The following is a 22,682-nucleotide window of genomic DNA, read 5'->3' on the forward strand; positions in this document are numbered from 1 at the left end:
ACCGGTTCACTACGAAAAAGGGCGCCGCAACCGGGCGCCCTTGGTTTTTCAGCCCGCAGTCAGGCCTTGCTGTCGACAATCTCGAGATGCTGGGCAAGCTTGCCGATCTCACCCATCCACTTTGCGACCAGTTCCGGGTCGCTGGGCGCGGCGTGCACACCGGCGGGGATCTTGCCGTTCATGGCGGCCTCGATGGCAAAGGACACGGGATACGAGACCAGACGCGCCATGGCGGTGCCGCGCTCGTCGCCCCAGGCGTCCATCACATAGGTCTTGTGCCAGACCTCGGCGCCGTCTTTCTCGGCTTTCAGGCCGACACACAGCACCACCCGGTCCGGCTCGCCTTCGTCATAGGCGTTCTCGGCCCAGAACTGATCCGACATTTCCTTGAGGCGGGCGTCGCCTTCTGGACCGGAGAGGGTTTCGACCTCCTTGAAGACATCCGCCCAGGCATCGGCCCAGCCGTTGAGGCGCAGGGTGCCGCGGACGAATTCCTTGACCCTCCAGTCTTCGCCGAATTCGTACTGGGACATGAAGGGGATCGAGTCGCGGTTCGGGTAGACCTCGAAGCTTTCCGGCGCGGGCAGCGGTGCCTCGTAGGAGGAGATCGCATCCCACGGCCGGGCAACGTCGAGCTCCTTGAAGTCGCGGATCGACTTCGACGGCGAACGCAGCGCTTTCAGCACGCCCAGGGGCGACCAGCTGAACTTGTAGCGGAACGGGTTCGGGGTCTTGGGGATGCCGCCGCAGTAGGAGATGAAGCTGATCTCGTTTGCCGGGTCGAAGGCACCGGAGGCCTTGTAGTCCGCCACCAGCGCATGCGCCATCAGGTGGTCGATGCCCGGATCCAGACCCACCTCGTTGATCAGGCAAACGCCAGCGTCCTTGGCCTTCTGGTCCAGCGCGCGCATTTCCGGCGCGATGTAGGAGGAGGAGACAAAATGCGCGCCGCGCTCGATCGCCAGTTCCGCCAGCGGCACATGCCAGTCGCCCGGCAGCATCGACACGATGACGTCCTTGGGGCTCAGCATCTGGCCCAGGTTGGCGATGCTGAAGGCGTGAATGTTGGTGGTCAGGTCGCCCACGGCTTCGCGCGCCTTGTCGGTGGTCCGGTTCCAGACCGCCACGTCGTGGCCCGCTTCCAGCAGACGGCGCAGGCCGGGGATTGCCGACAGGCCGGTGCCGCACCAGTGAATAGTCATGTGTCAGTCCCTTTCTTGTATTTCAGGATTGCCCCGATGATCGCCAGAACGATGACGATTGAGCAGGCATTGGCAAAAATGATGGGCGCATCGCCCACCAGCAGTCCGTAGATCAGCCACAGGCTGACGGTTCCGAGAAACATCAGGTTGGCTGGCAGGGACAGACCGGCGGTATCGCGCGTTGCCCAGGCTTTCCAGGCCTGCGGCAGCCAGCAAACGGTGCCGAGAAGAGCTGCCAGAAATCCGATGTAGGTTGCGGTCATTCCGGCAGGTGCTCCTGGAATGTGGCCTTGGCCCGGCCCCAGACGCCGCTGTCCAAATCGGCCAGCGTCAGCAGCGATGGCAGCAGCTGCGCCGCATAATCCTCGGAGCTTTCGACCGGCAGCATTGACGGCAGGTTGTCGATCGCCATCACGTCCAGCACCGGGTTTTCGGCGACGCGCAGGGCGGGGGCCTCCCAGGTGGTGGCGCGGTCGTAGACCGGCACCGGGTTGTAGTCGCTGTCCGGATCGCAGGCGACATCGCCAATGGCGGTGAGCTTGCGGTCCTCGGTCAGCGCCTCTTGCGGGACAAAGACCGGGGTGCCGGGACGTGCAAAGATGCAGTTCAGGAACAGGTCATGGGCCAGGATTTCCGGGAAGGGGCCGCCGTGGGCGGTCTCCGCCATGTCCCATTTGGTGACGGCGATGCCCATTGCCTCGCAGAGGTCGGCAGCACCGGTGCCGACGCGGCCAAGCGCGCCGATCACGATGGCGGTGGGGCGGTCTCTGTTCAGGGCATCCAGCTCGGCGCCCAGATCCGCCAGCAGCGCGTCTTTGCCGCCGTAGACGCCAACCGGGCCGCAGAGCTCGCCGCGCTGCTGCGCCGCCCAGGCTTTCAGCGTCACCGCGGCGCCGGCATAGCCCGCCCAATAGCCAAAGGCGGCAACCCGGCGGCCGGTCTCGTCGACCAGGTATTCCAGATCATAAAGCGTGCCGCCGCCGGCCTTGAACCGCTCCAGCAGCGCCTTGCCGGAGTGCTGGCCCTTGAAGGCATGGCCGAACATAATGTGGCGGTGCGGCAGCGGAGTGCCGTCCTCGGGCAGTTCCTTGAGGCCGAAGATGATCGCGTCGGCAGGCGCCTCTGGCCAGGAGTTTTCCGGCGCAATTTCGCAGCCTGCATCAATGTAGCCCTGCAGCGGGATTGCCCGGACAGAGCTTTCCTCGACTGTGACCTTGATGCCCGCGGCCATCAGTGCCTTGGCGCCTTCGGGGGTCAGGCCAACCCGTTCTTCGTTGGGGCGCTGTTCCGCCCGTACCCACAGATGCGTCATTGTTAAGTCCTTTAAAGCATTCCCTTGGCATAGACCGCGCGCACCGACTCGCGCTGTTCCATTGCCGTCATGAAGTTCTGGATTTTGGGGAAGTCCGCGACCTTGACTCCGTCGCCTTTCAGCCAGGTGCAAACCACATAAAGGTAGCAGTCGGCCAGGCTGACGTCTTCGCCCAGCACAAAGGGGCCGCGCAGGCCGAACTGGCTGATGTGTTCGCAGGAGGCCGTCATGGTCTGCGGAACCATCTTTTGCATGTCCTTCCAGCTGGAACGCTCCTTGGCCCAGCGGGCGCCGCGAAGTTTGTGAGCATGGTTCACATGCATTGTGGAGGCGAGATAGAACATCACTTCCCGCATCCGGGCCAGCACCACCGGGTCTTGCGGGCGCAAAGACGCTTCGGGTGCCATGTCGGCGATATACTCCAGAAGCGCACCGGTCTCGGTCAGGATGCCGCCCTCAACCGCCAGCGCCGGCACCCGGCCCTTGGGATTGATCTGGGCATAGGCCGCGCCGGTCTGTTCCTTGGCGGCAAAGTCGATCTTCACTGCCTCATATTCGATCCCGGCTTCCTCAAGCGCGATGGCGACAGCCACCGAAATGGTATTTGGGGCGTAGTAGAGCTGCATGTCGTCCCTCCCGTGCGTGTCTCAGAGATGTGTCTGGGCAAAATGCCGGTCCGGCGCTTCCAGATGCGGCACCGCATTGAACAAAACCGGGCTCCAGTGGCCGCCGATGGGGAACAGCCGGTGCATGGAGGTGTTCATCACCGCCAGGGCAATCCGGGCCATGCCCGCGGTGTCCAGCCCCATCGCCTGCCGCAGCGCCATCGAGATCAGCCCGCCGGACGTCACCACCAAGGCCGGGCCGTCGCCTGCGGCGATCTCATCCAGCGCCTGGCGGGTGCGGGTTTCGAAGTGTTCCCAGCTCTCGTAAGGGTCTGTGATGTCGCCTGCCGCCCAGGCGGCAAAGACCTGTGGCAGATGCTCGACAAACCCCTCGCGTTCCTCTGGAATAGGCAGCCCGTGCTGATCGCGCATTGCCTCGGCGAGGGTGAAATACTCCATCTCGTTCAGCCGCGCGTCCTGCACCGCATCCGCAAACCCCATCGAGGCCGCCGTCTCGATATGCCGCGTGAGCGTGCCGCAATAGACGCGCGGATGATGGCTGCCGCTGGCCCGCAGGTGGTCTCCCAGCCAGGCCGCTTGCTGATGGCCCAAGTCGCTGAGGCGGTCGTAGCTTTCCTCGTCGCGGGCCTGGGTGTTGGCCTGGCCGTGGCGGATCAGCGTGATGTGGGACATGGACAGGCGGCTCCGTTGTTACCGGGGGAGTCTTAGGGGAGCTTGCAGGCAGAGGGAAGGGCGGGCTTGGCGCTGCTCTGATCAAATTCGTTGAGGGCCGCGGGAACATGGCGCAATGTGCCTCTGTCAGTTTGGAGACCCGCCATGCCCCTCGACCCTCAGCGTTTTCTTGATGACCTGCACAAGCTGCGCAGCTTTGGTGCCTCCGGCGTGGGCAAGGGTGTGGTACGGCAGGCCTACTCAGATGCCGACATTGCGGCGCGCAAATGGCTGGCGGGCCGGATGCAAGAGGCAGGATTAGAGCCGTATTTCGACCCTCTCGGCAATCTGTTCGGGCTGGCTGGGGAAAACAGCCTGCTGGTCGGTTCCCACAGCGACAGCCAGCCAGAGGGCGGCTGGCTGGACGGAGCGCTGGGTGTGATCGCCGGGCTGGAGGTCGCGAGGGCGGCCAGAGAGGCAGGCGGGCCGCCCGTGTCTTGCGTCAGTTTCCAGGACGAGGAAGGGCGGTTCGGGGTGCTGACCGGTTCGGATGTATGGACCGGAAAGCTGGCGATTGAGGAGGCGGACGGGTTTTCTGACACTCAGGGCAATACGCTTGCCGGAATGCGGGCACGGATGGCGGACCTGGCCGGGGACTTTCTGCCGCACGGCCGGTTCAGCGGCTTTCTGGAAATGCACATCGAGCAGGGTCCCTATCTGGAAGAAACCGGTCTGGCGATTGGAGTGGTGACGGATATCGTCGGCATCCGCGACATGGGGATCACCTTTGAGGGCCGCCAGAACCATGCAGGCACCACGCCGATGCATCTGCGGCGGGACGCGTTTCAGGCTTTGTCGGCCTTTAACACGATGCTGAACAGCCGGTTCGAAAATGTGGTCGCACCTGCCACGGTCTGGACCATCGGCCATGTGGTGCTGCACCCCAATGCGTCTTCTGTTGTGCCGGGGCGGGCGGAGTTTTCCATGCAGTGGCGGGATGCGGATGCCGGACGGCTGGCAAGGATGGAGGAGATCATCTTCGAAACCGCGCAGGAGATTGCTGCCGGTCACGGTGTAGCGGCGCAGCTTGGTCCGGTGATGGGCATCGAACCGGCGGCGATGGATGCGGGTTTCCAGGCGGAACTGGCCGAGGCGGCGCAGGCTCTGGCACCCGGCAAGTGGCAGAGGATGGCCTCCGGCGCGCTGCATGATGCGGCCAATCTGGCAACGGTGATGCCTGCAGGGATGCTGTTCGTGCCGTCGATCGGCGGCATCAGCCATGCCTTTGACGAGGATACCGACGAGGCGGATCTGGTGCTTGGGCTGCAAGTGCTGGACCGCGCTGCCCGGGCCTTGGCCGGGTGATCTCCCGCCTGCTCCCGGACAATCGAAGAATGCCCGCCTCAGTTGGGCCGGGCGCCGCAGGCACGGCGCGGGTCAGGCCCGGCCGTAGCCGCGCTTGAGCATCCGGTTGCGGTGCTTGTCGGCGGCGAGCGACGCTTCGCGGAGGTTGCCGTAAATATTGATGACGCTTTGCCCGTTGCCGCCTGCCACGCCCCATTCCCTGAGCACCGACACCTCGGAGAACAGGTTCATCGCCAGCTCAATGCGGTAGAACCGCGGCTGGCGCGAGGGGGCTTGGCGGTAGAGCAGACAGGTGGCCATGTGCTGATTCTAAGCCAAGTGATTCGTCCGGGCAAGAATCTCTAGATCGCACCAATCAGGGTGAGTCCCAGAAGCGCGGTTGACAGCGCAGCCAAGGCAAAGGCCAAGGTGCGCAGGACCGGGACGCCAATGGCATAGATTACGTAATGCGCGGCCATGCCAAAAAAGAAGGTGAGACCCAGGGTGCCGGGCTGATCCTCTGCCGGCAGCACCAGCATGGCCAGGATGGAGAGCGGCGCAAAGGCGGCAAACAGCTCGACGCCGACGATATGCGCCCGGTGCGCGCGCTGCGCCCACAGAGACTGCGGCAGGTCGCTGGGGCCGGGGTTGGCCATCGCCCCCATAAGCCCGCGGACCATGACCCGGTCCAGGATATAGGGCAGCCAGGCCAGCGCCACCCAAAGCCCGGACAGGGCGGTAAAAAACTGCAGCTGCGTCATCTTTCGCTCCTCCTGATTGACCAGATTGAGCGTAGCGCGCAGCGGGCGGTTTTCTACCTGGAGGAGTCAGGTCCAGTCCACATCTCCCAGAAAGATATAGCCTGCGCCGTAAATCGTTTTGATCAGCCGCGGGTTCTTGGGGTCTTCGCGCAGCTTGGTGCGCAGGCGCGAGATTCGCACATCCATCGCCCGGTCGAAGCTGTCGCCGGCTGCACCGCCAAGCATCTCCTGCATCTGGGCGCGGGAGATCAGCCGCTTGGGGCTGTCCAGAAACAGCCGCAGCACCTCGCCCTCGGCGTGGGAGAACGGGGTCTCGGCGCCTTGATCGTCCTCCAGCACATAGCGGTCGAAATGAGCGGTCCAGTCGGCAAAGCGTGCGGTATTGCTGGCGGGGGCCGTAGTGCGGGGACCGCTGCGGAGGCGGGCGCGGACGCGGGCCACCACCTCTGCCGGGTCAAAGGGTTTGGTGATGTAATCGTCGGCACCAAGTTCCAGCCCGGTCACGCGGTCCTGGACCTGCGCACGGCCGGAAATGATGATGACGGCAGCGCCCTGTTCCAGCGCCAGCCGGTGCACCAGCGCCAATCCGTCGGTGTCGGGCAGCGACAGATCGACCAGGCAGACGTCCGGCGTCACCCGGTTCAGCGCCGCTTCGAACTCACGCGCGCGGGCAAAGCTCTGGGTGCGGAAACCTGCATCCTCCAAAGTGTCGGTCAGGATCTGCCGGATTTCCGGTTCGTCATCCAGGATTGTGACCAGGGGCGATGTCATGCGGCAAGCTCCGGATTGATCAGCTCAGACAGCTGATGGATGGTAAAAGGTTTGCGCAAAACAGGGCCGCATTTCAATGCCTTGCGAAACAGCGGATCGCTGACTGGCAGCGAGGTCATCAGGATGCAGGGCAGGCCGGATCCGTCCAGCCGGGTGGCAAGGTCGATGCCGGTGGCGGTGCCCTCCAGCTTGATGTCCGACAGCACCAGCGCGATGTCCGGCAGGTCGGCGGTCAGCGCGCAGGCCTCATCCACGCTGGCAGCTTCGATCACCGAATAGCCAAGGTCGATCAGCATGTCGCGGAAGGCGGCGCGCAGCTCCTCGCTGTCCTCGACCAGCAGCGCCATGCCGCCGCCCGCATCCGGCGCCGGGCGGTAGGGCAGGCGCAGGGTGATGGACGCGCCGGACATGCCATTGCCGATCCGCATGTCGCCGCCGGCCAGCTTGGCCATGTCATAAACCATCGGCAGGCCAAGGCCGGAGCCCTCGCTGCCCTTGGTGGTGAAGAACGGGTTCAGCGCCTTTTCCAGCGCCTCGGGCGAGAAACCCGGGCCCGTGTCGGTGACGGTGATTTCCACCCACGTCTGGCCCACCGCATGGGCGCTGACGGTTATCTGGCCGGATGTGCTGCAGGCGTCGCGAGCGTTCAGGATCAGGTTTAACAGCGCATCCTGCAGCTTACCCGCGTCCAGCAGCAGCACCTGGTCAGGCAGGTTGTCGAGAATGCTGAGACCCACCCCCTGCGGCAGAGAGGGCGAGGCAAGCACCTTCAGTTCGTCCAGCAACGCGTGCATGTCGGTGGCTTGCGGGCGCAGAGTGCGCTGGCTGGTCATTTCGGCAATCCGGTTTAACAGCCGCCCGCCGCGCCGGGCCGCCGACAGCGTGCCCTGCACCAGGTCTGCGGCCTCGCCGCCCAGCCCCATTTTTTCCAGTTTGCCCTGCATGCCCAGAATGATGGTCAGCAGGTTGGAGAAATCATGCGCCAGGCCGCTGGTCATCTGCGCGGCCATCTCGCGGCGGCGCGCCTGCTGCAGGGCGACACGGGCCTGAGTTTCCTCGGTCACATCCATTGACAGGATATAGACGCCGCCGTGCTGATCCGGGGTGAAGGCAACCCGGATCCGGCGGCTGCCGTGGCTTTCAGTGAACTCGAACACCGGGCTGCTGCCCTTGTAGGCGGCCAGAAGATGCGGCTCGATCCGTTCAAAGGCGGCTTCACCCAGCGCTTCTGAGATATGCATTCCCAGGATTTCTGACGGCCTGCCGGGAAACACCGCGCTTAGGCGGCGGTTGGTGTAGGTGTAATGCCCGTCTGCATCCACATGGGCGATATGGGCGGGCATCATCTCTGTTGTCAGGCGGGTCCGGCCTTCGATTTCCGTCAGTTGGCGCTTGGCTTCTTCCAGCGCGGTATTGGTGGCCTCAAGCTGCCGGTTGGCGGCAGAAAGCTCCTCTGTATGGGCAATCAGCTTCTCCGACAGCTCCTCGGACCGGGCGCGCAAGAGCTGCTCGGCCCGCTTGGCGCGGGAAATGTCGGTATAGACGGTGACCCAGCCGCCTTGGGGCAGCGGCGAACCCTCGATGGAGATTGTTTGCCCGTTGGGGCGTTCGCGCTCCAGATAGTGGGGCACAAAGTCCAGCGCCTGCTCGACCCGGCTGCGCACGATGTCCTCGATATCGGTCTCCGGGGCGTATTCGCCGGCTTCGGCCAGGTAGCGGATGGTTTCGGCAAAGGAAGCGCCGGGCTGCACGAGGTGGTCGGGCAGAGAGAACATCTCCTGGAAGCGCCGGTTGCAGACTGCCAGCCGCAGGTCGTTGTCATAGATTGATAGCGCCTGGGCGATAAGGTTCAGCCCGGCGGTTGTCATCGCGGCGTGTTGTTTGCTGGTCCGGTTCATCGTTTCTCCCCCGGTTTCATGGCTAGCATTGCGGCGGGTGCGGGGCAAATTGCCATTCGGCCGCGGGGCGAAGGCGTGCTGCCGCGCCACGGCGGCGGTCGCCTCCTGATTGCCGGGTGGCCGCTGGTGCAGCAGCCGGTTTGGGAACCGGCGGATTTGGAGTTTCCGAAATTGCCAGCGGCAGTCCGATTCGAAACACCACCCCGTTGTGCGCATCCCGCGCAAATGCGCCGGGGCCTTTGCTCAGCCGTGGCAGGATTTCCAGTAGCAGGCAGTCAATGGCAGGCGTAACAGCCCGTAAAACAAGGGAGATTGGGCTGTTACAATTGGTAAGATTTGGGAAAACATCAGGAAAAAGTTGACGGGTTACTCTGCGGCTGTCCCTAATCGGGGCCAGAGCCGCGGGTAGCGGCCAGTCCGGCAGCAACGCCGGAAAGGGAGGAGAGAAAGTTGGCTCAGATGCAGACGGGCGCCGAAGGGATGCAATCCCTGCCGGCGCTGCTTCAACGCAATGCGGCGCAATTCGCGGACGCGCCGGCCTACCGGGAAAAGGAATTCGGCATTTGGCAATGCTGGACCTGGGCCGAGACGGCAAAGGAAATCGAGGCGCTGGCGCTTGGCCTCATCAACCTTGGCGTGAATGAGGGCGACTTCGTCGCCATCATCGGCCGCAACCGTCCTTACCTTTACTGGTCGATGGTTGCCGCGCAAGCTGTAGGCGCGGTCCCGGTCCCGCTCTATCAGGATGCGGTGGCTGAGGAGATGGCCTATGTGCTGGGCCATTGCGGTGCGCGCTTTGTGATCGTGGGCGATCAGGAGCAGGCCGACAAGGTGATCGAGATTCAGGATCAGCTGCATCAGTTCGAGCATATGATCTATCTCGACCCGCGCGGCATGCGGAAATACGACCACACCCAGCTGCACCAGTTCAGCCATATCCAGGATCAGGGCCGGGCGGCCCATGACGAGCTGATCGGCGAGCTGAACAAGCGCCAGTCCAAGCTGGACTACGACAGCACCTGCGTGATGCTCTACACCTCCGGCACCACCGGCAAGCCCAAGGGCGTGGTGCTGTCGAACCGCAACGTGATTCAGAGCGCCAAGAACTCGGCCGAGTTCGACCATTTGACCCAAGGCGAAAACATCCTGTCCTACTTGCCGATGGCTTGGGTGGGCGACTTCATCTTCTCGATCGGCCAGGCATACTGGTGCGGCTTCTGCGTGAACTGCCCTGAAAGCCAGGACACCATGATGACCGACCTGCGCGAAATCGGCCCGACCTATTTCTTTGCGCCGCCGCGGGTGTTCGAAGGCCAGCTGACCAATGTGATGATCCGGATGGAGGACGCAGGCGCCCTGAAGCGCAAGATGTTCCACCATTTCCTGGCGCACGCGAAGAAGGTTGGCGGCGACATCCTGGACGGCCGCCCTGTGGGGCTGATGGACCGGCTGAAATACGCGCTGGGCAATGTGCTGGTTTACGGCCCGCTCAAGGACACGCTGGGCTATGGCCGCATCCGTGTGGGGTATACCGCGGGGGAGGCGATCGGGCCGGAGATCTTCGATTTCTACCGTTCGCTGGGCATCAACCTGAAACAGCTTTACGGCCAGACCGAGGCCACCGTGTTCATCACAGTGCAGCCCGACGGCGAGGTGCGTGCCGACACTGTTGGAGTGCCGGCGCCTGAAGTGGAGATCAAGATCGACGACAGCGGCGAGATCCACTACCGATCGCCCGGCACCTTTGTGGAATACTTCAACAATCCGGAATCCACCGCCTCGACCAAGGATCCGGAAGGCTGGGTGGCAACTGGCGACGCGGGCTTCTTCGAGGAAGGCTCCGGCCATCTGCGGATCATCGACCGTGCCAAGGACGTGGGCAAGATGGCCGACGGCAGCATGTTTGCGCCCAAGTATGTGGAAAACAAGCTGAAGTTCTATCCGGACATTCTGGAAGCGGTTCTGTTCGGCAATGGCCGTGACCGCTGCGTCGCCTTCATCAACATCGACCTGACGGCGGTGGGAAACTGGGCCGAACGCAACAACATTGCCTATGCCTCTTACCAGGAACTGGCAGGCCATCCTAAGGTTCTGGAGACCATCCGCTCGCATGTGAGTGCGGTGAACAAATCAGTGGCCGAGGACCCGATGCTGTCGGGCTGCCAGGTGCACCGCTTTGTTGTTCTGCATAAGGAACTGGATGCCGATGACGGTGAAATGACCCGGACCCGCAAGGTGCGCCGCCGCATCGTGGAGGAGAAGTTCGACGATATCATCACCGCGCTCTACGACGGCTCTGAAAAGGTCTCGACGGTGACGGAAGTAACCTATGAGGACGGCCGCAAGGGCTCCATCAAGGCTACGCTGACCATTGTCGACGCGGACGTGAAGCCGGGGGCTGTTCACAAGGTGGCCGCGGAATGATGCACGTTTCACCGGAAAATTTCCCGCCCCGTGCCGGGCAGGCCGGAAGGTCCTCAGATCAGGTCGGGGTTGAGGCCGGGATTGAAGGCGGTGTTGACCACCTGCTGGATCTTGAAGGGGGAGCTGAACCCGTGTGTCTGCTCAATGATGGAGGCCAGGCTTTCGGATTGGCTGAGGCCCATCTGCTTGCATTCAAGCGCCATCTTCAGAAGGCAGGAATGCTCAAGTTCGCCGAACATAACTTCGATCTCCTTGCTGCTCGTTTTGAACAAGTATCGCATGGAAATCTTAAAATTTCTATGCGGCAAAAATATGGAGGCCGTTGTTATGCTTGACAATTCCGTAAGCTACGTCACGGACGACGGCCGCACCATCGGCGGTGTGGTGATGGAGATGAAGAACATCACCCTGCGGTTCGGCGGTGTGGTGGCGATCCAGGACATCTCGTTTGACATCCGCGAAGGCGAGATCCGCGCGATCATCGGCCCGAACGGTGCCGGCAAGTCCTCGATGCTGAACGTGATCTCTGGCTTCTATGTGCCGCAGGAAGGCGAAGTGCTGTTCCACGGCAAACGCCGCCCGCCGATGCGCCCCTATGAGGTGGCGCGCCAGGGCATCGCCCGCACCTTCCAGAACATCGCGCTGTTCGAAGGCATGAGCGTGTTGGACAACGTCATGACTGGACGGCTTAACTATATGAAAACAGGCCTGTTTTCGCAGGCATTGTGGAAGGGTAAGGCAGAGGCCGAAGAGACCGAGAACCGCGAAGTGGTGGAGAAGGTCATCGACTTTCTGGAGATTCAGCACATCCGCAAGACGCCCGTTGCGCGGCTGCCCTACGGCCTGAAGAAACGGGTCGAGCTGGCGCGCGCGCTGGCGGCGGAGCCGAAGCTGCTGCTGCTGGATGAGCCGATGGCCGGCATGAACGTCGAGGAGAAGGAGGACATGTCCCGCTTCATCCTGGATGTGAACGATGAATTCGGCACCACCATTGCGCTGATCGAGCACGACATGGGCGTGGTGATGGACCTGTCCGACCGGGTCGTGGTGATGGATTACGGCAAGAAGATCGGTGACGGCACCCCGGATGAGGTGCGCAATAACCAGGATGTGATCGACGCCTACCTGGGGGTCAGCCATGACTGAGTTGCAACGCAGCAACACCCGTCGCCTGCTGGGTGACACCCGTACACCCCATGTGCACCGCCTGTGCACCGCCGCGGCGCAGAATTCCGAGGAGAGCCTCTAATGCCTGAACAACTCGTCTTTGCGATGGAAGTGACGCTGAACGGCCTGATGGCGGGCGTTCTCTATGCGCTGGTCGCGCTGGGGTTTGTCCTGATCTACAAGGCCTCCGGCATCTTCAACTATGCTCAAGGGGTTCTGGCACTGTTTGCGGCGATGACGCTGGTGGGGATCATGCAGGGTCAGGTGCCGTTCTCGCATCTGATCAATGCGGTCTTTGGCGGCCACATCACCCATTTCGGATGGAACGTTCCGGGTGCACTGGCGATTGCGCTGACTGTCGGTGTGATGGTGCTGCTGGCTTGGCTGGTGCAGGTCCTGGTGATGAAACATCTGGTGGGACAGGAGCCGATCATCCTGTTCATGGCCACCATCGGTCTGGCTTACTTCCTGGAAGGCGTCGCCGACCTGATGTGGGGCTCTGAAATCAAGACACTGGACGTGGGTCTGCCGCAGGGCATCAACCTGTGGATCGATGAGACTACGTTCAACATCTTCGGCTACGGCTTCTTTATCGACAATCTGGATATCGTTGCGACAGTGATTGCAGCGCTTCTGGTGGCGGGGCTGGTGGCCTTCAGCCAGTACACCAAGCAGGGTCGGGCAATGCGCGCGGTGGCGGATGACCACCAGGCGGCGCTGTCGGTCGGCATCTCGCTGAACTTCATCTGGGTTCTGGTGTGGTCGGTTGCCGGTTTCGTGGCGCTGGTCGCGGGCATCGTCTGGGGCACCAAATCCGGCGTGCAGTTCTCTTTGTCGCTGATCGCGCTGAAGGCGCTGCCGGTCCTGATGCTGGGCGGTTTCACCTCGATCCCGGGCGCCATCGTGGGCGGTCTGATCATCGGTGTGGGCGAAAAACTGTTCGAATTTGCGGTCGGTCCGCTGGTGGGCGGCGCGACCGAGAACTGGTTTGCCTATGTGCTGGCGCTCCTGTTCCTGGTGTTCCGCCCGCAAGGCCTGTTCGGGGAGAAGATCATTGAACGGGTCTGAGGCTCATATGATCTGCTCCCGGCGAACTCAGCCCTCCAGCCGGCGGAACGCGGCGATCACGATGGCGGCGCAGACCGTGGCAACCAGGGTGAAGGCGATGGTGATGTTGCCGATCAGCTGCCCGGCCAGGAAGGTCAGCAGGCCTGCCATGCAGATGCCGATCAGCACGGTGCCCCAGGGGCCGGGGCCGGTACTGGCGGCCCGCCGCCGCTGCGGCTCAAACTCAAACGGCGGCAGCACGGTTGCATCCTCCACGGTTTCCAGCAGCCGGCCCTTGGCCCTGGCAAATTCGGCCTCGGATATGTCGCCCTTCTTCCGCGCGGCCTCCAGCCGCCGGATTTCCTCAAAAATCACGGTCATTGGTTCCACTCACTCTACCCGCGAACAGGGTTCCACAAAGAAGTGGGCAAAATGTGTCCAAGACCGGAAATCTGACAAACTGGTTAACACCGGGGGCGCAGCATGACCAAGGTGATCGCCGTCATCAACGTGATTGCCTGGGCCGGATTCTGGTCCTTCGGCTACCTGGCGCTGTCGGCGGAAAGCTACAGTGAAACCCAGGTGGTGACCGCGGCGCTGCTGGCCTCAGCCGGGCTGATCACCGGCATCATCGCCTATTTGCGGCTGGTGCGCGGAAGCGAGCACAGCGGCTATGCAAAACCTTCGAACCGGATGACGCGCACACAGCGCGACGCGGCGCAGGCCCAGTGGGGGCAGATCGAATGAGCGCCGCCGCAACCAATAACAGTATCCGCGCAGGCAGCACCGCCGACGCGCAACAGAAAGGGAGCATCTGAGACATGTTCTACCGTGAAGCCGGGGATTTCAAAGTCTCCTACGCCGATGACAGCCAGACCTTCCCGATCAAGTTCGACCGCTACCGCTACTATGCGGTGCTGGCGGTGGCGTTCGGCATCATCCCTTTCCTGATCAATGACTACTGGGCCAACGCGATCCTGCTGCCGTTTCTGATCTATTCGATCGCGGCGATCGGGCTGAACATCCTGGTCGGCTACTGCGGGCAGGTCAGCCTCGGCACCGGCGGCTTCATGGCGGTGGGCGCCTATGCCTGCTACAAGCTGATGACCGCCTTCCCGGAAGTCAGCATGTTTATTCATGTGATCCTGGCGGGCGGCATCACCGCGTTTGTCTGTGTGCTGTTCGGCTTGCCGTCCCTGCGCATCAAGGGCTTCTACCTTGCGGTGGCGACGCTGGCGGCGCAGTTCTTCCTGGTGTGGCTGTTCAACCGGGTGCCGTGGTTCTACAACTACTCTGCCTCGGGCCAGATCAACGCGCCGGAGCGCGACACGCTGGGCATCATCATCACCGGCCCCAACGCGCCGGCCTGGGCCACCTATCTGTTCTGCCTGATCTTCCTGACTGTCTGCGCGCTGATTGCCCGCAACCTGACCCGCGGCACCGTGGGCCGGACCTGGATGGCAATCCGCGACATGGACATCGCCGCCGAGATCATCGGGGTGAACCCGCTGAAAGCGAAACTGACGGCCTTTGCGGTGTCGGGTTTCTTCATCGGGATTTCCGGCGCGCTGTTCTTTGCCGTCTATCTGGGCGCGGTCGAGGTCGGCGAGGCCTTTGGCATCAGCAAGTCGTTCCTGGTGCTGTTCATGGTGATCCTCGGGGGCCTGGGCTCGATCTTCGGCTCCTTTGCCGGTGCGGCCTTCCTGGTGCTGCTGCCGGTGATCCTCAAGGTAGTCGGCGTCGACCTGCTGAGCTGGCCCACCGATATCGTGGCGCATTTCCAGCTGGTGATCGTGGGGGCGCTGATCATCGTCTTCCTGATCGCCGAGCCGCACGGCATGGCGCAGCTGTGGCGGGTCGCCAAGGAGAAACTGAGACTGTGGCCCTTCCCGCACTAAGGCGGGGGCGGCCTGAGAGCTGGCGGGGAGAAAACCAAGACCACCCCCGTTTGAAGACAACCATCGGATAAGACCAAAGGGAGGATTTAAGCCGATGAAAAAGACACTGACCACTCTGGCGCTCGGCGCCGCGATGGCAGCCGGGCCGGCAATGGCGGACCTGGTGTTCCCGGACCTCAGCTACCGCACCGGGCCTTATGCGGCGGGCGGCATCCCGTTCTCGGACGGCTACAACGACTATTTCACCCTGCTGAACGAACGCGACGGCGGCATCGGCGGTGTCAAGGCTAAGGTGGTCGAATGCGAGACCGGCTATAACACCGAGAAGGGTGTGGAATGCTATGAATCGACCAAGGGCCAGGGCGCGCTGATCTATCAGCCGCTGTCCACCGGCATCACCTATCAGCTGATCCCCAAAGTGACCGCGGACAACATCCCGCTGCACACCATGGGCTATGGCCGCACCTCGGCTGCCAACGGCGAAGTGTTCAGCCATGTGTTCAACTACCCGGCCAACTACTGGAACGGCGCCTCGGGCGTGGTGAACTACCTGCTGGAGGAAAACGGCGGCGATCTGAGCGGCAAGAAGATTGCGCTGGTCTACCACAACTCGGCTTACGGCAAGGAGCCGATCCGCACCTTGGAGGAGCTGTCCAAGAAGCACGGGTTCGAGCTGGTGGCCCTGCCGGTCGATCACCCGGGCCAGGAGCAGAAGTCGCAGTGGCTGCAGATCCGCCGCGACCGTCCCGACTATGTCGTGATGTGGGGCTGGGGCGTGATGAACCAAGTGGCGATCCAGGAAGCCGCCAACATCCGCTTCCCGATGGAGAATTTCATCGGCGTGTGGTGGTCTGGCGCCGAGCATGACGTGATGCCGGCAGGCGCCAAGGCAGATGGCTACAAGGCGGTGACCTTCCACAACGTTGGCCGCGACTTCCCGGTGTTTGACGACATCCAGAAATACGTCGTCGATGCGGGCAAGGCTGCAGGCGCCGGCGATCAGGTTGGCAACGTGCTCTATAACCGCGGCATGTACGCGGCGATGCTGGCAGCAGAGGCCGCCAAGACCGCGCAGGAAATCCACGGCACTGCGGACATCACCGCGGCGATGATGCGCGACGGCATGGAAGCGCTGGTGATCGACGAGGCCAAGATGGAAGCGCTGGGGATGCCGAACTTCGGCCCGACCTTCAACGTCTCCTGCGAAAACCACGGCGGCCCCGGCCTGGTGGGCGTGACCCAGTGGGATGCCGACAGCAAGACCTGGTCGCTGATTTCGGACTTCAAACCGTCTGACACCGAAGTGATCGGCAAGCTGATCGAAGAGGACTCGGCTGCCTACGCGTCCGAGAACAACATCGAGCCCCGCTGCAACTAAGGGCTTTGACCGGCCCTGCCTTGGCGGGGCCGGGAACAACCGGTGCGGCGGGGAGCCGCCGCGCCACAAGAACGGGGTCCCGGCTTAAGGTCCGGGACAGGCATGAGGACACGCTTTGATGCTGGATGCAGCGAACACCGCCGAGGTGCAGGCCGAGACCCTGCTGGAGGTCAACAATATCGAGGTGATCTACAATCACGTGATCCTCGTCCTGAAGGGCGTGAGCCTGAATGTGCCCAAGGGCGGCATCACTGCTTTGCTCGGCGGCAACGGGGCTGGCAAGACCACGACGCTGAAGGCCGTGTCGAACCTGCTGCATTCGGAGCGCGGCGAGGTCACCAAGGGCTCGATCAAGTACCGCGGTGAGCATGTGCACGAACAGGACCCGGCTGAGCTGGTGAAGAAGGGTGTGATCCAGGTGATGGAAGGCCGCCACTGCTTTGAGCACCTGACGGTTGAGGAGAACCTGCTGACCGGCGCCTATACCCGCAGGGACAGCGGCGCCGACATTCAGAAAGACCTGGAGATGGTCTACCACTATTTCCCGCGCCTCAAGGAGCGCCGCAAGAGCCAGGCGGGCTATACCTCGGGCGGCGAGCAGCAAATGGTAGCGATGGGCCGTGCGCTGATGTCGCGGCCGGAGACGATCCTGCTGGATGAGCCTTCGATGGGGCTGGCACCGCAGCTGGTGGAGCAGATCTTTGAGATCGTGAAGGCGGTGAACGAGAATGAGGGCGTGACATTCCTCCTGGCGGAGCAGAACACCAATGTCGCCCTGCGGTACGCGCACTACGGCTATATCCTGGAATCCGGCCGGGTGGTGATGGACGGGCCGGCAGCGGAGCTGCGGGAGAACCCCGATGTGAAGGAATTCTACCTCGGCATGTCGGATGAAGGGCGCAAGAGCTTCCGCGACGTGCGGTCCTACCGCCGCCGCAAGAGGTGGCTGAGCTGATGCGGGGAGATGACGTGATGAGCAATTTTGACACGCTTGAAACCCGCAGCAGCGACGAACGCGCTGCCGATCTGGCCAAGGCGCTGCCGGAGCAGATCGCCCGCGCCAAATCCGCGCCCGGCTATGCCGGGATGCTGGACAGCGTAGACCCCGGGGCCGTTGCATCGGTCGAGGCGCTAGCGGCGCTGCCGGTGCTGCGCAAATCTGAATTGAGCCGCGCCCAGGCCGCGCATCCGCCCTTTGGCGGGTTCACCGTCAAGCCTGCAACCGGCTTTGCCCATATTTTCCAGAGCCCCGGCCCGATTTATGAGCCGGGCGGGGTGGACGGCGACTGGTGGCGCATGGGGCGGTTCCTGCATGCTGCCGGGATCGGCGCGGGCGATGTGGTGCAGAACTGCTTTGGCTATCATCTGACGCCTGCCGGCATGATCTTTGAAAACGGCGCACGGGCGGTGGGTGCCGCGGTGCTGCCGGCAGGCACCGGACAGACCGAGCTGCAGGTGACTGCCGCCCGCGATGTGGGCGCCACAGCCTACGCAGGGACGCCGGATTACCTGAAGGTGATCCTGGACAAGGCGGATGCGATGGGCGTGGAGCTGATGTTCTCGAAGGCCGCGGTAGGCGGCGGTGCGCTGTTCCCCAGCTTGCGCCAGGAGTATGCCGACCGCGGAATATCCTGCCTGCAGTGCTACGCCACTGCCGATCTGGGCAATATCGCTTATGAAAGCCCTGCGATGGAGGGCATGATTGTCGACGAGCATGTGATCGTTGAAATCGTCACCCCCGGCACCGGCAACCCTGTCAGCCCTGGCGAGGTGGGCGAAGTTGTGGTGACCACGCTCAACCCGGATTACCCGCTGATCCGCTTTGCCACCGGCGATCTGTCGGCGGTGATGCCGGGTGTTTCGCCCTGCGGCCGCACCAACATTCGGATCAAGGGGTGGATGGGCCGGGCCGATCAGACCACCAAGATCAAGGGCATGTTCGTGCGCCCCGAGCAGGTGGCCGCGCTGGTCGAGAAGCATGACGAAATCGTCAAGGCCCGGGTCATTGCCAGCCGCGATGGCGAGATGGACGCGATGACTGTTCAGATCGAGGCCAAGGGCGGCGACGAGGCAGCCTTTGCCCGTTCTGTGGTTGAGGTGCTGAAGCTCAAGGGCAAGGTCGAGGTGGTGGCGCCGGATGCGCTGCCGAAGGACGGGCTGGTGATCGAGGACCAGCGGACGTACGACTGACGCTGCTGCTGAAACAGGACAACGGGCGCCGCAGTCAGGCGCCCGTTTCTCTTTTCTGAAGACCGTATGGCGTGCACCGCGCTTTCCGGCTGGAATTTCTGACTGGAATAGTCGAAATAGGGCGGTGTGAAACTTCCGCCGGATCCGTGCTGCTGCAAAAATGACTGCTGCAAATGACCCCATAGAATACGCTCCGCATGGCCGCCGCCGCGGCGGCAAGGGCGGCGGCAGCGCCTTTGCCGTGCTGGCTTGGCTGGTGGCGCTGTCCTGCCTGCTGCCGATGGTTGCGGTAGCGCTGGCAGCGGCGTTTGGCGGCACGGAGACCATCAGGCATCTGGCGGAGACTGTGCTGCCGGGGTACTCGCTCACAACCCTGGCGCTGGTGGCACTGGTGGCGCTTGGCACTTTTGCCATCGGCACCGGTGCCGCCTGGCTGGTGACCATGACCCGGTTTCCCGGCGTCCGCTTCCTGGAAGTGGCGCTGGTCCTGCCGCTGGCCTTTCCGGCCTATGTGCTGGCCTATGCCTATACCCATATTCTGGACCATCCCGGGATTGTGCAATCCAGCCTGCGGGCGGTGACGGGCTGGGGCGCGCGCGATTACTGGTTCCCGGAGATCCGCTCCACCGGCGGGGCGGCGGCGATGCTGGTGCTGGTTCTCTATCCCTATGTCTACCTGCTGGCGCGGGCCGCCTTCATGCAGCAGAGCGCAGGCGCGTTTTTGGCGGCGCGGGCGCTCGGCAAGAATTCCTGGCAGGCGTTCTGGCTGGTCAGCCTGCCGATGGCGCGGCCGGCCATTGCCTCGGGCGTCTTGCTGGCGGTGATGGAGACCATCGCCGATTTCGGCACGGTCTCCTACTTCGGGGTGCAGACCTTTGCCACCGGCATTTACACCAGCTGGTTCTCGCTGGGCGACCGCGGCGGCGCGGCGCAGCTGGCGCTGTGCCTGTTGGGCTTTGCGCTGACGCTGGCGGTGGTGGAGCGGGCGACGCGGGGAAGGGCGAAATACCACCACGCGGGCAAGCATCACAGCCAGATGGCGCCGGCCGAACTGGGCGGGATCAAGGCGGCGGCGGCTGTTTTCTTCTGCGCGGTTCCGGTGGTGCTTGGGTTCCTGCTGCCGGTGGCGGTGCTGTTTGCGATGAGCTTTGACTCTGAGCAGAATCTGTTCAGCCGCCGCTACATCGATTTCACCGCCAACTCGATCACCCTGGCGGCGGCAGCAGCAGTGCTGACGGTGGCGGCGGCGGTGTGCCTCGGCTTTTACCAGCGGCTGCGGCCCGGGCGGGTGTCCGCTGCCGCGGCCTATTTTGCGCGGCTGGGCTATGCGGTGCCGGGCGGGGTGATTGCGGTGGGGCTGATCGTGCCGTTTGCGGCCTTTGACAACGCGCTGGATGCCTGGATGCGGGAGACCTTCGGGATCCGTACCGGGCTCTTGGTGACAGGCTCGATCTGGCTGCTGGTTGCGGCATACGGCGTGCGGTTCATGGCGGCCGCATTGGGCGCCTATGAGGGCGGCCAGGCGACGATGCATTCCAACATGGATGCGGCGGCGCGGTCGCTGGGGCAGGGGCCGATGGGGATGCTGCGGCGGGTGCATCTGCCGATCCTGACTCCCAGCCTGCTGACAGCGCTGCTGATCGTCTTTGTGGATGTGATGAAGGAGCTGCCCGCGACCCTGATCATGCGGCCCTTCAACTTTGACACGCTGGCGGTGCAGGCGCACCGGCTGGCCGCGGATGAGCGGCTGGAAGGGGCGGCGGTGCCATCGCTGGTGATCATGGCGGTCGGCTTGCTGCCGGTGATCCTGATCTGCCGCCAGGTGGGACGGCGGCGCTAGAAAAGAACAGGCTGGGGCGGCTTATGCCGCCCACCAGGCCTCGATCTCTTCGCGGGAAATCCGGTCTGCCGGGCCCAGGCCGACCAGGAGCGTCTCCTCCGCCGCGCAGCGTTTGGCCTCCACATGGCGGCCGACCACATGCAGCTCATAGGCGCCGCCGGTGGTCAGCACAAAACCCTTCATCCGGTAAAGCCCGGCTGGCCGCTCCGCCAGCTTGTCCCCCAGCGCGCGGCGGTCCAGAACGGTGCTGCTGCGGTGCTGCCAGGTGGTGTAGGCGGGGTGCGCTGCCACCGGGCGTCCCTTGGGCAGCGGAACCACGTCAAACAGCAGTTCTGCCACCGGGGAGCCGTTCAGCACAGTCGGCGTGCGCGCGCCGGCCTTGGCCAGAAGCGTCCCGAGCGGGTCGCCGATCTCGTCGCATTTGGTGGCAATCACCAGGTCGGCGGCACGGATCTGCTGTTCTGCCTGCGGTGCCACCAGCTGATCGCTGAGCAGGGCTTCGGCATTTTCCGCATCCACCAGGGTGACGATGCCGCCGTAGCTGAGGCTGGATTCATTCAGGACGGAGTTGGCGATGGCCACCGGGTCGGAGATGCCGCTGGCCTCGATCACCAGGTGGTCCGGGCGCTCAGGGCGGTTCAGCACCTCGCGCAGGGCCAGCGAAAGGTCGTCGCCCATCGTGCAGCAAACGCAGCCGTTGGTCAGGGCGATCTTGCCGCCATCGGTTTCCTGGATCAGGGCATCATCAATGTTGACGGCGCCAAAGTCGTTGACGATCACCGCCAGTTTCAGCCCGTGGCCTTCACCCAGAAGCCGGTTGATCAGGGTGGTTTTGCCTGCGCCCAGATACCCGCTGACAATCGTTACCGGTAACCTGTTCATACCTTGCGCGCCTCTTGGACGCGGCGTGCCTGCCACTGCATGATTCCCCCCTGAAAATGATGCGGGAACCTATAGGGTGCTGCTGGCAACGGGTCTAGCAAAAGCGATGATACGAACGGCTCTGCTCCGCTGCGCCGCATGTTGTGGCATTTGGGGAACGCAAAGCTGAATGAAGGCGCGGCTGATGCCGCGCCTTTCTGCTGGTTATCGGCCGGTGTTTATTTCCAGCCGACGTCGTTGAAGATCTTTTGCGCCTCGGGAAGGTTCTTGGCGACCTCAGACAGGTTCACGTCATCTGGCTTGAAGTGGCCAAGGGCTGCGATCGACGGGGCCAGGCCGACGCCGGACACAGCCGGGTATTCGTCATTGCCGGCCGAGAAATACGCCTGGGCGGAATCGCTGGAAAGGTATTCCAGGAACTTGATGGCGTTTTCCTTGTTCGGGGCGTGCACGGCCACGCCGCCGCCCGACAGGTTCATATGTGCGCCTTCCGCGTTCTGGGAGGGAAACAGCCAGCCGATCTGGTCGCGGTTGTCCGAGATGCCCTTGACGTCTTTGCGGATCGAACGGGCAAAGTAATAGCTGTTTGCCACGGCAATAGCGCATTCGCCGGAAATGATGCCGCGCATCTGGTCTGTGTCGCCGCCCTGCGGGTCACGGGCCATGTTGGCGACCACGCCTTCGGCCCATTCACGGGCTTTTTCGGCACCGTGGTGGGTCACGATTGAGGCCAGCAGGGTCTGGTTGTAGGTGTTCTTGGATGAGCGGATGCAAACCTGGCCCTTGTAGGCGGGATCTGCCAGGTCCAGGTAGGTTTGCGGCGGATTGGCTACCCCATCCTTGTCATAGAAGATGATGCGTGCGCGCTGGCTGAAGCCGAACCACTGGTTGTCTTCATCCTGGAGGTAGGCAGGAACGCGGGTTTCCAGCACGTCGCTGTCGATGCTTTGCAGGACGCCGGCCGCCTTGGCGCGGGTCAGGCGAGAGGTGTCGACGGTGATCAGGATGTCCGCCGGGGAGTTTTCGCCTTCGGCATTCATCCGGGCGATCAGCTCATCGGCGTTGCCTTCAATGCGGTTGATGGTGATGCCGGTGGCCTCTTCGAATTCAGAGTAGAGCTGCTCGTCGGTGTCGTAATGGCGCGAGGAGTAGATGTTCAGCTCGCCCTCGGCTGCAGCGGCGGTTGCGACGGCTGCGCTCAGCGCGCCGGCCAGTACGGTTGTTGCTTTCAGCATTGGATGTCCCGTTCTTGGTTAGATCAGTATTCCGACTGAAAGAGTCGATTAAAGCA

At 63.2% G+C, this 22,682-nt stretch carries 23 protein-coding genes; 10 read left to right on the forward strand and 13 right to left on the reverse strand.

Features of this window, described 5'->3' with window-relative positions; genetic code table 11:
• Window positions 1–59 precede the first annotated feature (59 nt).
• Genes KUW17_RS07260 through KUW17_RS07280 form a run of 5 tightly spaced genes read right to left on the reverse strand, consistent with a single transcriptional unit; the run spans window position 60 to window position 3,812 of the window.
• The gene (locus tag KUW17_RS07260) at window positions 60–1,202 is read right to left on the reverse strand and encodes a saccharopine dehydrogenase family protein (protein ID WP_222477393.1); all 1,143 of its coding nucleotides are present in this window, start codon (window positions 1,200–1,202) and stop codon (window positions 60–62) included.
• Window positions 1,199–1,465, reverse strand: a complete 267-nt coding sequence (locus KUW17_RS07265) for a SemiSWEET family sugar transporter (RefSeq protein WP_222477395.1) — start codon at window positions 1,463–1,465, stop codon at window positions 1,199–1,201. The genes KUW17_RS07260 and KUW17_RS07265 overlap by 4 nt, the downstream gene beginning before the upstream one ends.
• Complete coding sequence (locus KUW17_RS07270) at window positions 1,462–2,514, reverse strand: saccharopine dehydrogenase (protein WP_222477397.1); 1,053 nt, start codon at window positions 2,512–2,514, stop codon at window positions 1,462–1,464. Before KUW17_RS07270 ends, KUW17_RS07265 begins: the two co-directional genes overlap by 4 nt.
• A gap of 11 nt (window positions 2,515–2,525) precedes the next feature.
• Window positions 2,526–3,140 carry a glutathione S-transferase family protein gene (locus tag KUW17_RS07275; RefSeq protein ID WP_222477399.1) on the reverse strand — a complete coding sequence of 205 codons (615 nt, stop codon included), beginning with the start codon at window positions 3,138–3,140 and terminating at the stop codon, window positions 2,526–2,528.
• 21 nt (window positions 3,141–3,161) lie between these two features.
• Window positions 3,162–3,812 (reverse strand): histidine phosphatase family protein, encoded by a 651-nt coding sequence (locus KUW17_RS07280; protein WP_222477401.1) that lies wholly within the window; start codon window positions 3,810–3,812, stop codon window positions 3,162–3,164.
• A gap of 144 nt (window positions 3,813–3,956) precedes the next feature.
• Here KUW17_RS07280 and KUW17_RS07285 point away from each other — a divergent pair, with 144 nt between their 5' ends.
• On the forward strand, window positions 3,957–5,156 hold the full coding sequence (locus tag KUW17_RS07285) for a hydantoinase/carbamoylase family amidase (protein WP_222477404.1): 1,200 nt from the start codon (window positions 3,957–3,959) through the stop codon (window positions 5,154–5,156).
• Window positions 5,157–5,228: 72 nt separating this feature from the next.
• On the opposite strand, the gene KUW17_RS07290 is transcribed toward KUW17_RS07285, so the two are convergent.
• From KUW17_RS07290 to KUW17_RS07305, 4 genes are all read right to left on the reverse strand, one after another.
• Complete coding sequence (locus KUW17_RS07290; protein WP_222477417.1) at window positions 5,229–5,456, reverse strand: WGR domain-containing protein; 228 nt, start codon at window positions 5,454–5,456, stop codon at window positions 5,229–5,231.
• Window positions 5,457–5,497: 41 nt separating this feature from the next.
• Window positions 5,498–5,896, reverse strand: coding sequence for an MAPEG family protein (locus KUW17_RS07295; protein ID WP_222477419.1), 399 nt, complete (start codon window positions 5,894–5,896; stop codon window positions 5,498–5,500).
• Window positions 5,897–5,962: 66 nt separating this feature from the next.
• The gene (locus tag KUW17_RS07300) at window positions 5,963–6,667 is read right to left on the reverse strand and encodes a response regulator transcription factor (protein WP_222477421.1); all 705 of its coding nucleotides are present in this window, start codon (window positions 6,665–6,667) and stop codon (window positions 5,963–5,965) included.
• Window positions 6,664–8,565, reverse strand: a complete 1,902-nt coding sequence (locus KUW17_RS07305) for a PAS-domain containing protein (RefSeq protein ID WP_222477429.1) — start codon at window positions 8,563–8,565, stop codon at window positions 6,664–6,666. The genes KUW17_RS07300 and KUW17_RS07305 overlap by 4 nt, the downstream gene beginning before the upstream one ends.
• 459 nt (window positions 8,566–9,024) lie before the next feature.
• On the opposite strand from KUW17_RS07305, the gene KUW17_RS07310 reads away from it, so the two are divergent.
• Window positions 9,025–10,989 (forward strand): AMP-binding protein, encoded by a 1,965-nt coding sequence (locus tag KUW17_RS07310; RefSeq protein WP_222477602.1) that lies wholly within the window; start codon window positions 9,025–9,027, stop codon window positions 10,987–10,989.
• Window positions 10,990–11,042: 53 nt separating this feature from the next.
• On the opposite strand, the gene KUW17_RS07315 is transcribed toward KUW17_RS07310, so the two are convergent.
• Window positions 11,043–11,228: a hypothetical protein gene (locus KUW17_RS07315; RefSeq protein ID WP_222477431.1), complete on the reverse strand. Its 186-nt coding sequence runs from the start codon at window positions 11,226–11,228 to the stop codon at window positions 11,043–11,045.
• Window positions 11,229–11,316: 88 nt separating this feature from the next.
• On the opposite strand from KUW17_RS07315, the gene KUW17_RS07320 reads away from it, so the two are divergent.
• Window positions 11,317–12,135 (forward strand): ABC transporter ATP-binding protein, encoded by an 819-nt coding sequence (locus KUW17_RS07320; protein WP_222477433.1) that lies wholly within the window; start codon window positions 11,317–11,319, stop codon window positions 12,133–12,135.
• A gap of 102 nt (window positions 12,136–12,237) precedes the next feature.
• Window positions 12,238–13,224: a branched-chain amino acid ABC transporter permease gene (locus KUW17_RS07325; protein ID WP_222477435.1), complete on the forward strand. Its 987-nt coding sequence runs from the start codon at window positions 12,238–12,240 to the stop codon at window positions 13,222–13,224.
• Between the two features lie 27 nt (window positions 13,225–13,251).
• Here KUW17_RS07325 and KUW17_RS07330 read toward each other — a convergent pair whose 3' ends face one another.
• On the reverse strand, window positions 13,252–13,584 hold the full coding sequence (locus KUW17_RS07330) for an SHOCT domain-containing protein (protein WP_222477437.1): 333 nt from the start codon (window positions 13,582–13,584) through the stop codon (window positions 13,252–13,254).
• Window positions 13,585–13,686: 102 nt separating this feature from the next.
• Here KUW17_RS07330 and KUW17_RS07335 point away from each other — a divergent pair, with 102 nt between their 5' ends.
• From KUW17_RS07335 to KUW17_RS07360, 6 genes are all read left to right on the forward strand, one after another.
• Window positions 13,687–13,950: a hypothetical protein gene (locus tag KUW17_RS07335; RefSeq protein WP_222477440.1), complete on the forward strand. Its 264-nt coding sequence runs from the start codon at window positions 13,687–13,689 to the stop codon at window positions 13,948–13,950.
• A gap of 74 nt (window positions 13,951–14,024) precedes the next feature.
• The gene (locus tag KUW17_RS07340) at window positions 14,025–15,101 is read left to right on the forward strand and encodes a branched-chain amino acid ABC transporter permease (protein WP_222477442.1); all 1,077 of its coding nucleotides are present in this window, start codon (window positions 14,025–14,027) and stop codon (window positions 15,099–15,101) included.
• Between the two features lie 94 nt (window positions 15,102–15,195).
• Window positions 15,196–16,479 (forward strand): ABC transporter substrate-binding protein, encoded by a 1,284-nt coding sequence (locus KUW17_RS07345; RefSeq protein WP_222477444.1) that lies wholly within the window; start codon window positions 15,196–15,198, stop codon window positions 16,477–16,479.
• Window positions 16,480–16,597: 118 nt separating this feature from the next.
• Window positions 16,598–17,434, forward strand: a complete 837-nt coding sequence (locus KUW17_RS07350) for an ABC transporter ATP-binding protein (protein ID WP_222477446.1) — start codon at window positions 16,598–16,600, stop codon at window positions 17,432–17,434.
• A gap of 17 nt (window positions 17,435–17,451) precedes the next feature.
• On the forward strand, window positions 17,452–18,669 hold the full coding sequence (locus tag KUW17_RS07355) for a phenylacetate--CoA ligase family protein (protein ID WP_222477453.1): 1,218 nt from the start codon (window positions 17,452–17,454) through the stop codon (window positions 18,667–18,669).
• A gap of 160 nt (window positions 18,670–18,829) precedes the next feature.
• Complete coding sequence (locus tag KUW17_RS07360; RefSeq protein WP_222477455.1) at window positions 18,830–20,509, forward strand: ABC transporter permease; 1,680 nt, start codon at window positions 18,830–18,832, stop codon at window positions 20,507–20,509.
• A 21-nt stretch (window positions 20,510–20,530) separates the two neighbouring features.
• On the opposite strand, the gene KUW17_RS07365 is transcribed toward KUW17_RS07360, so the two are convergent.
• Together KUW17_RS07365 and KUW17_RS07370 are read right to left on the reverse strand one after the other, a co-directional pair.
• Window positions 20,531–21,391 (reverse strand): CobW family GTP-binding protein, encoded by an 861-nt coding sequence (locus tag KUW17_RS07365; protein WP_222477457.1) that lies wholly within the window; start codon window positions 21,389–21,391, stop codon window positions 20,531–20,533.
• 218 nt (window positions 21,392–21,609) lie between these two features.
• Window positions 21,610–22,626, reverse strand: coding sequence for a Fe(3+) ABC transporter substrate-binding protein (locus KUW17_RS07370; protein ID WP_222477459.1), 1,017 nt, complete (start codon window positions 22,624–22,626; stop codon window positions 21,610–21,612).
• Window positions 22,627–22,682: the final 56 nt, after the last annotated feature.

This window comes from Leisingera aquaemixtae (genome assembly GCF_019801145.1).
GTDB lineage: Bacteria > Pseudomonadota > Alphaproteobacteria > Rhodobacterales > Rhodobacteraceae > Leisingera > Leisingera aquaemixtae_A.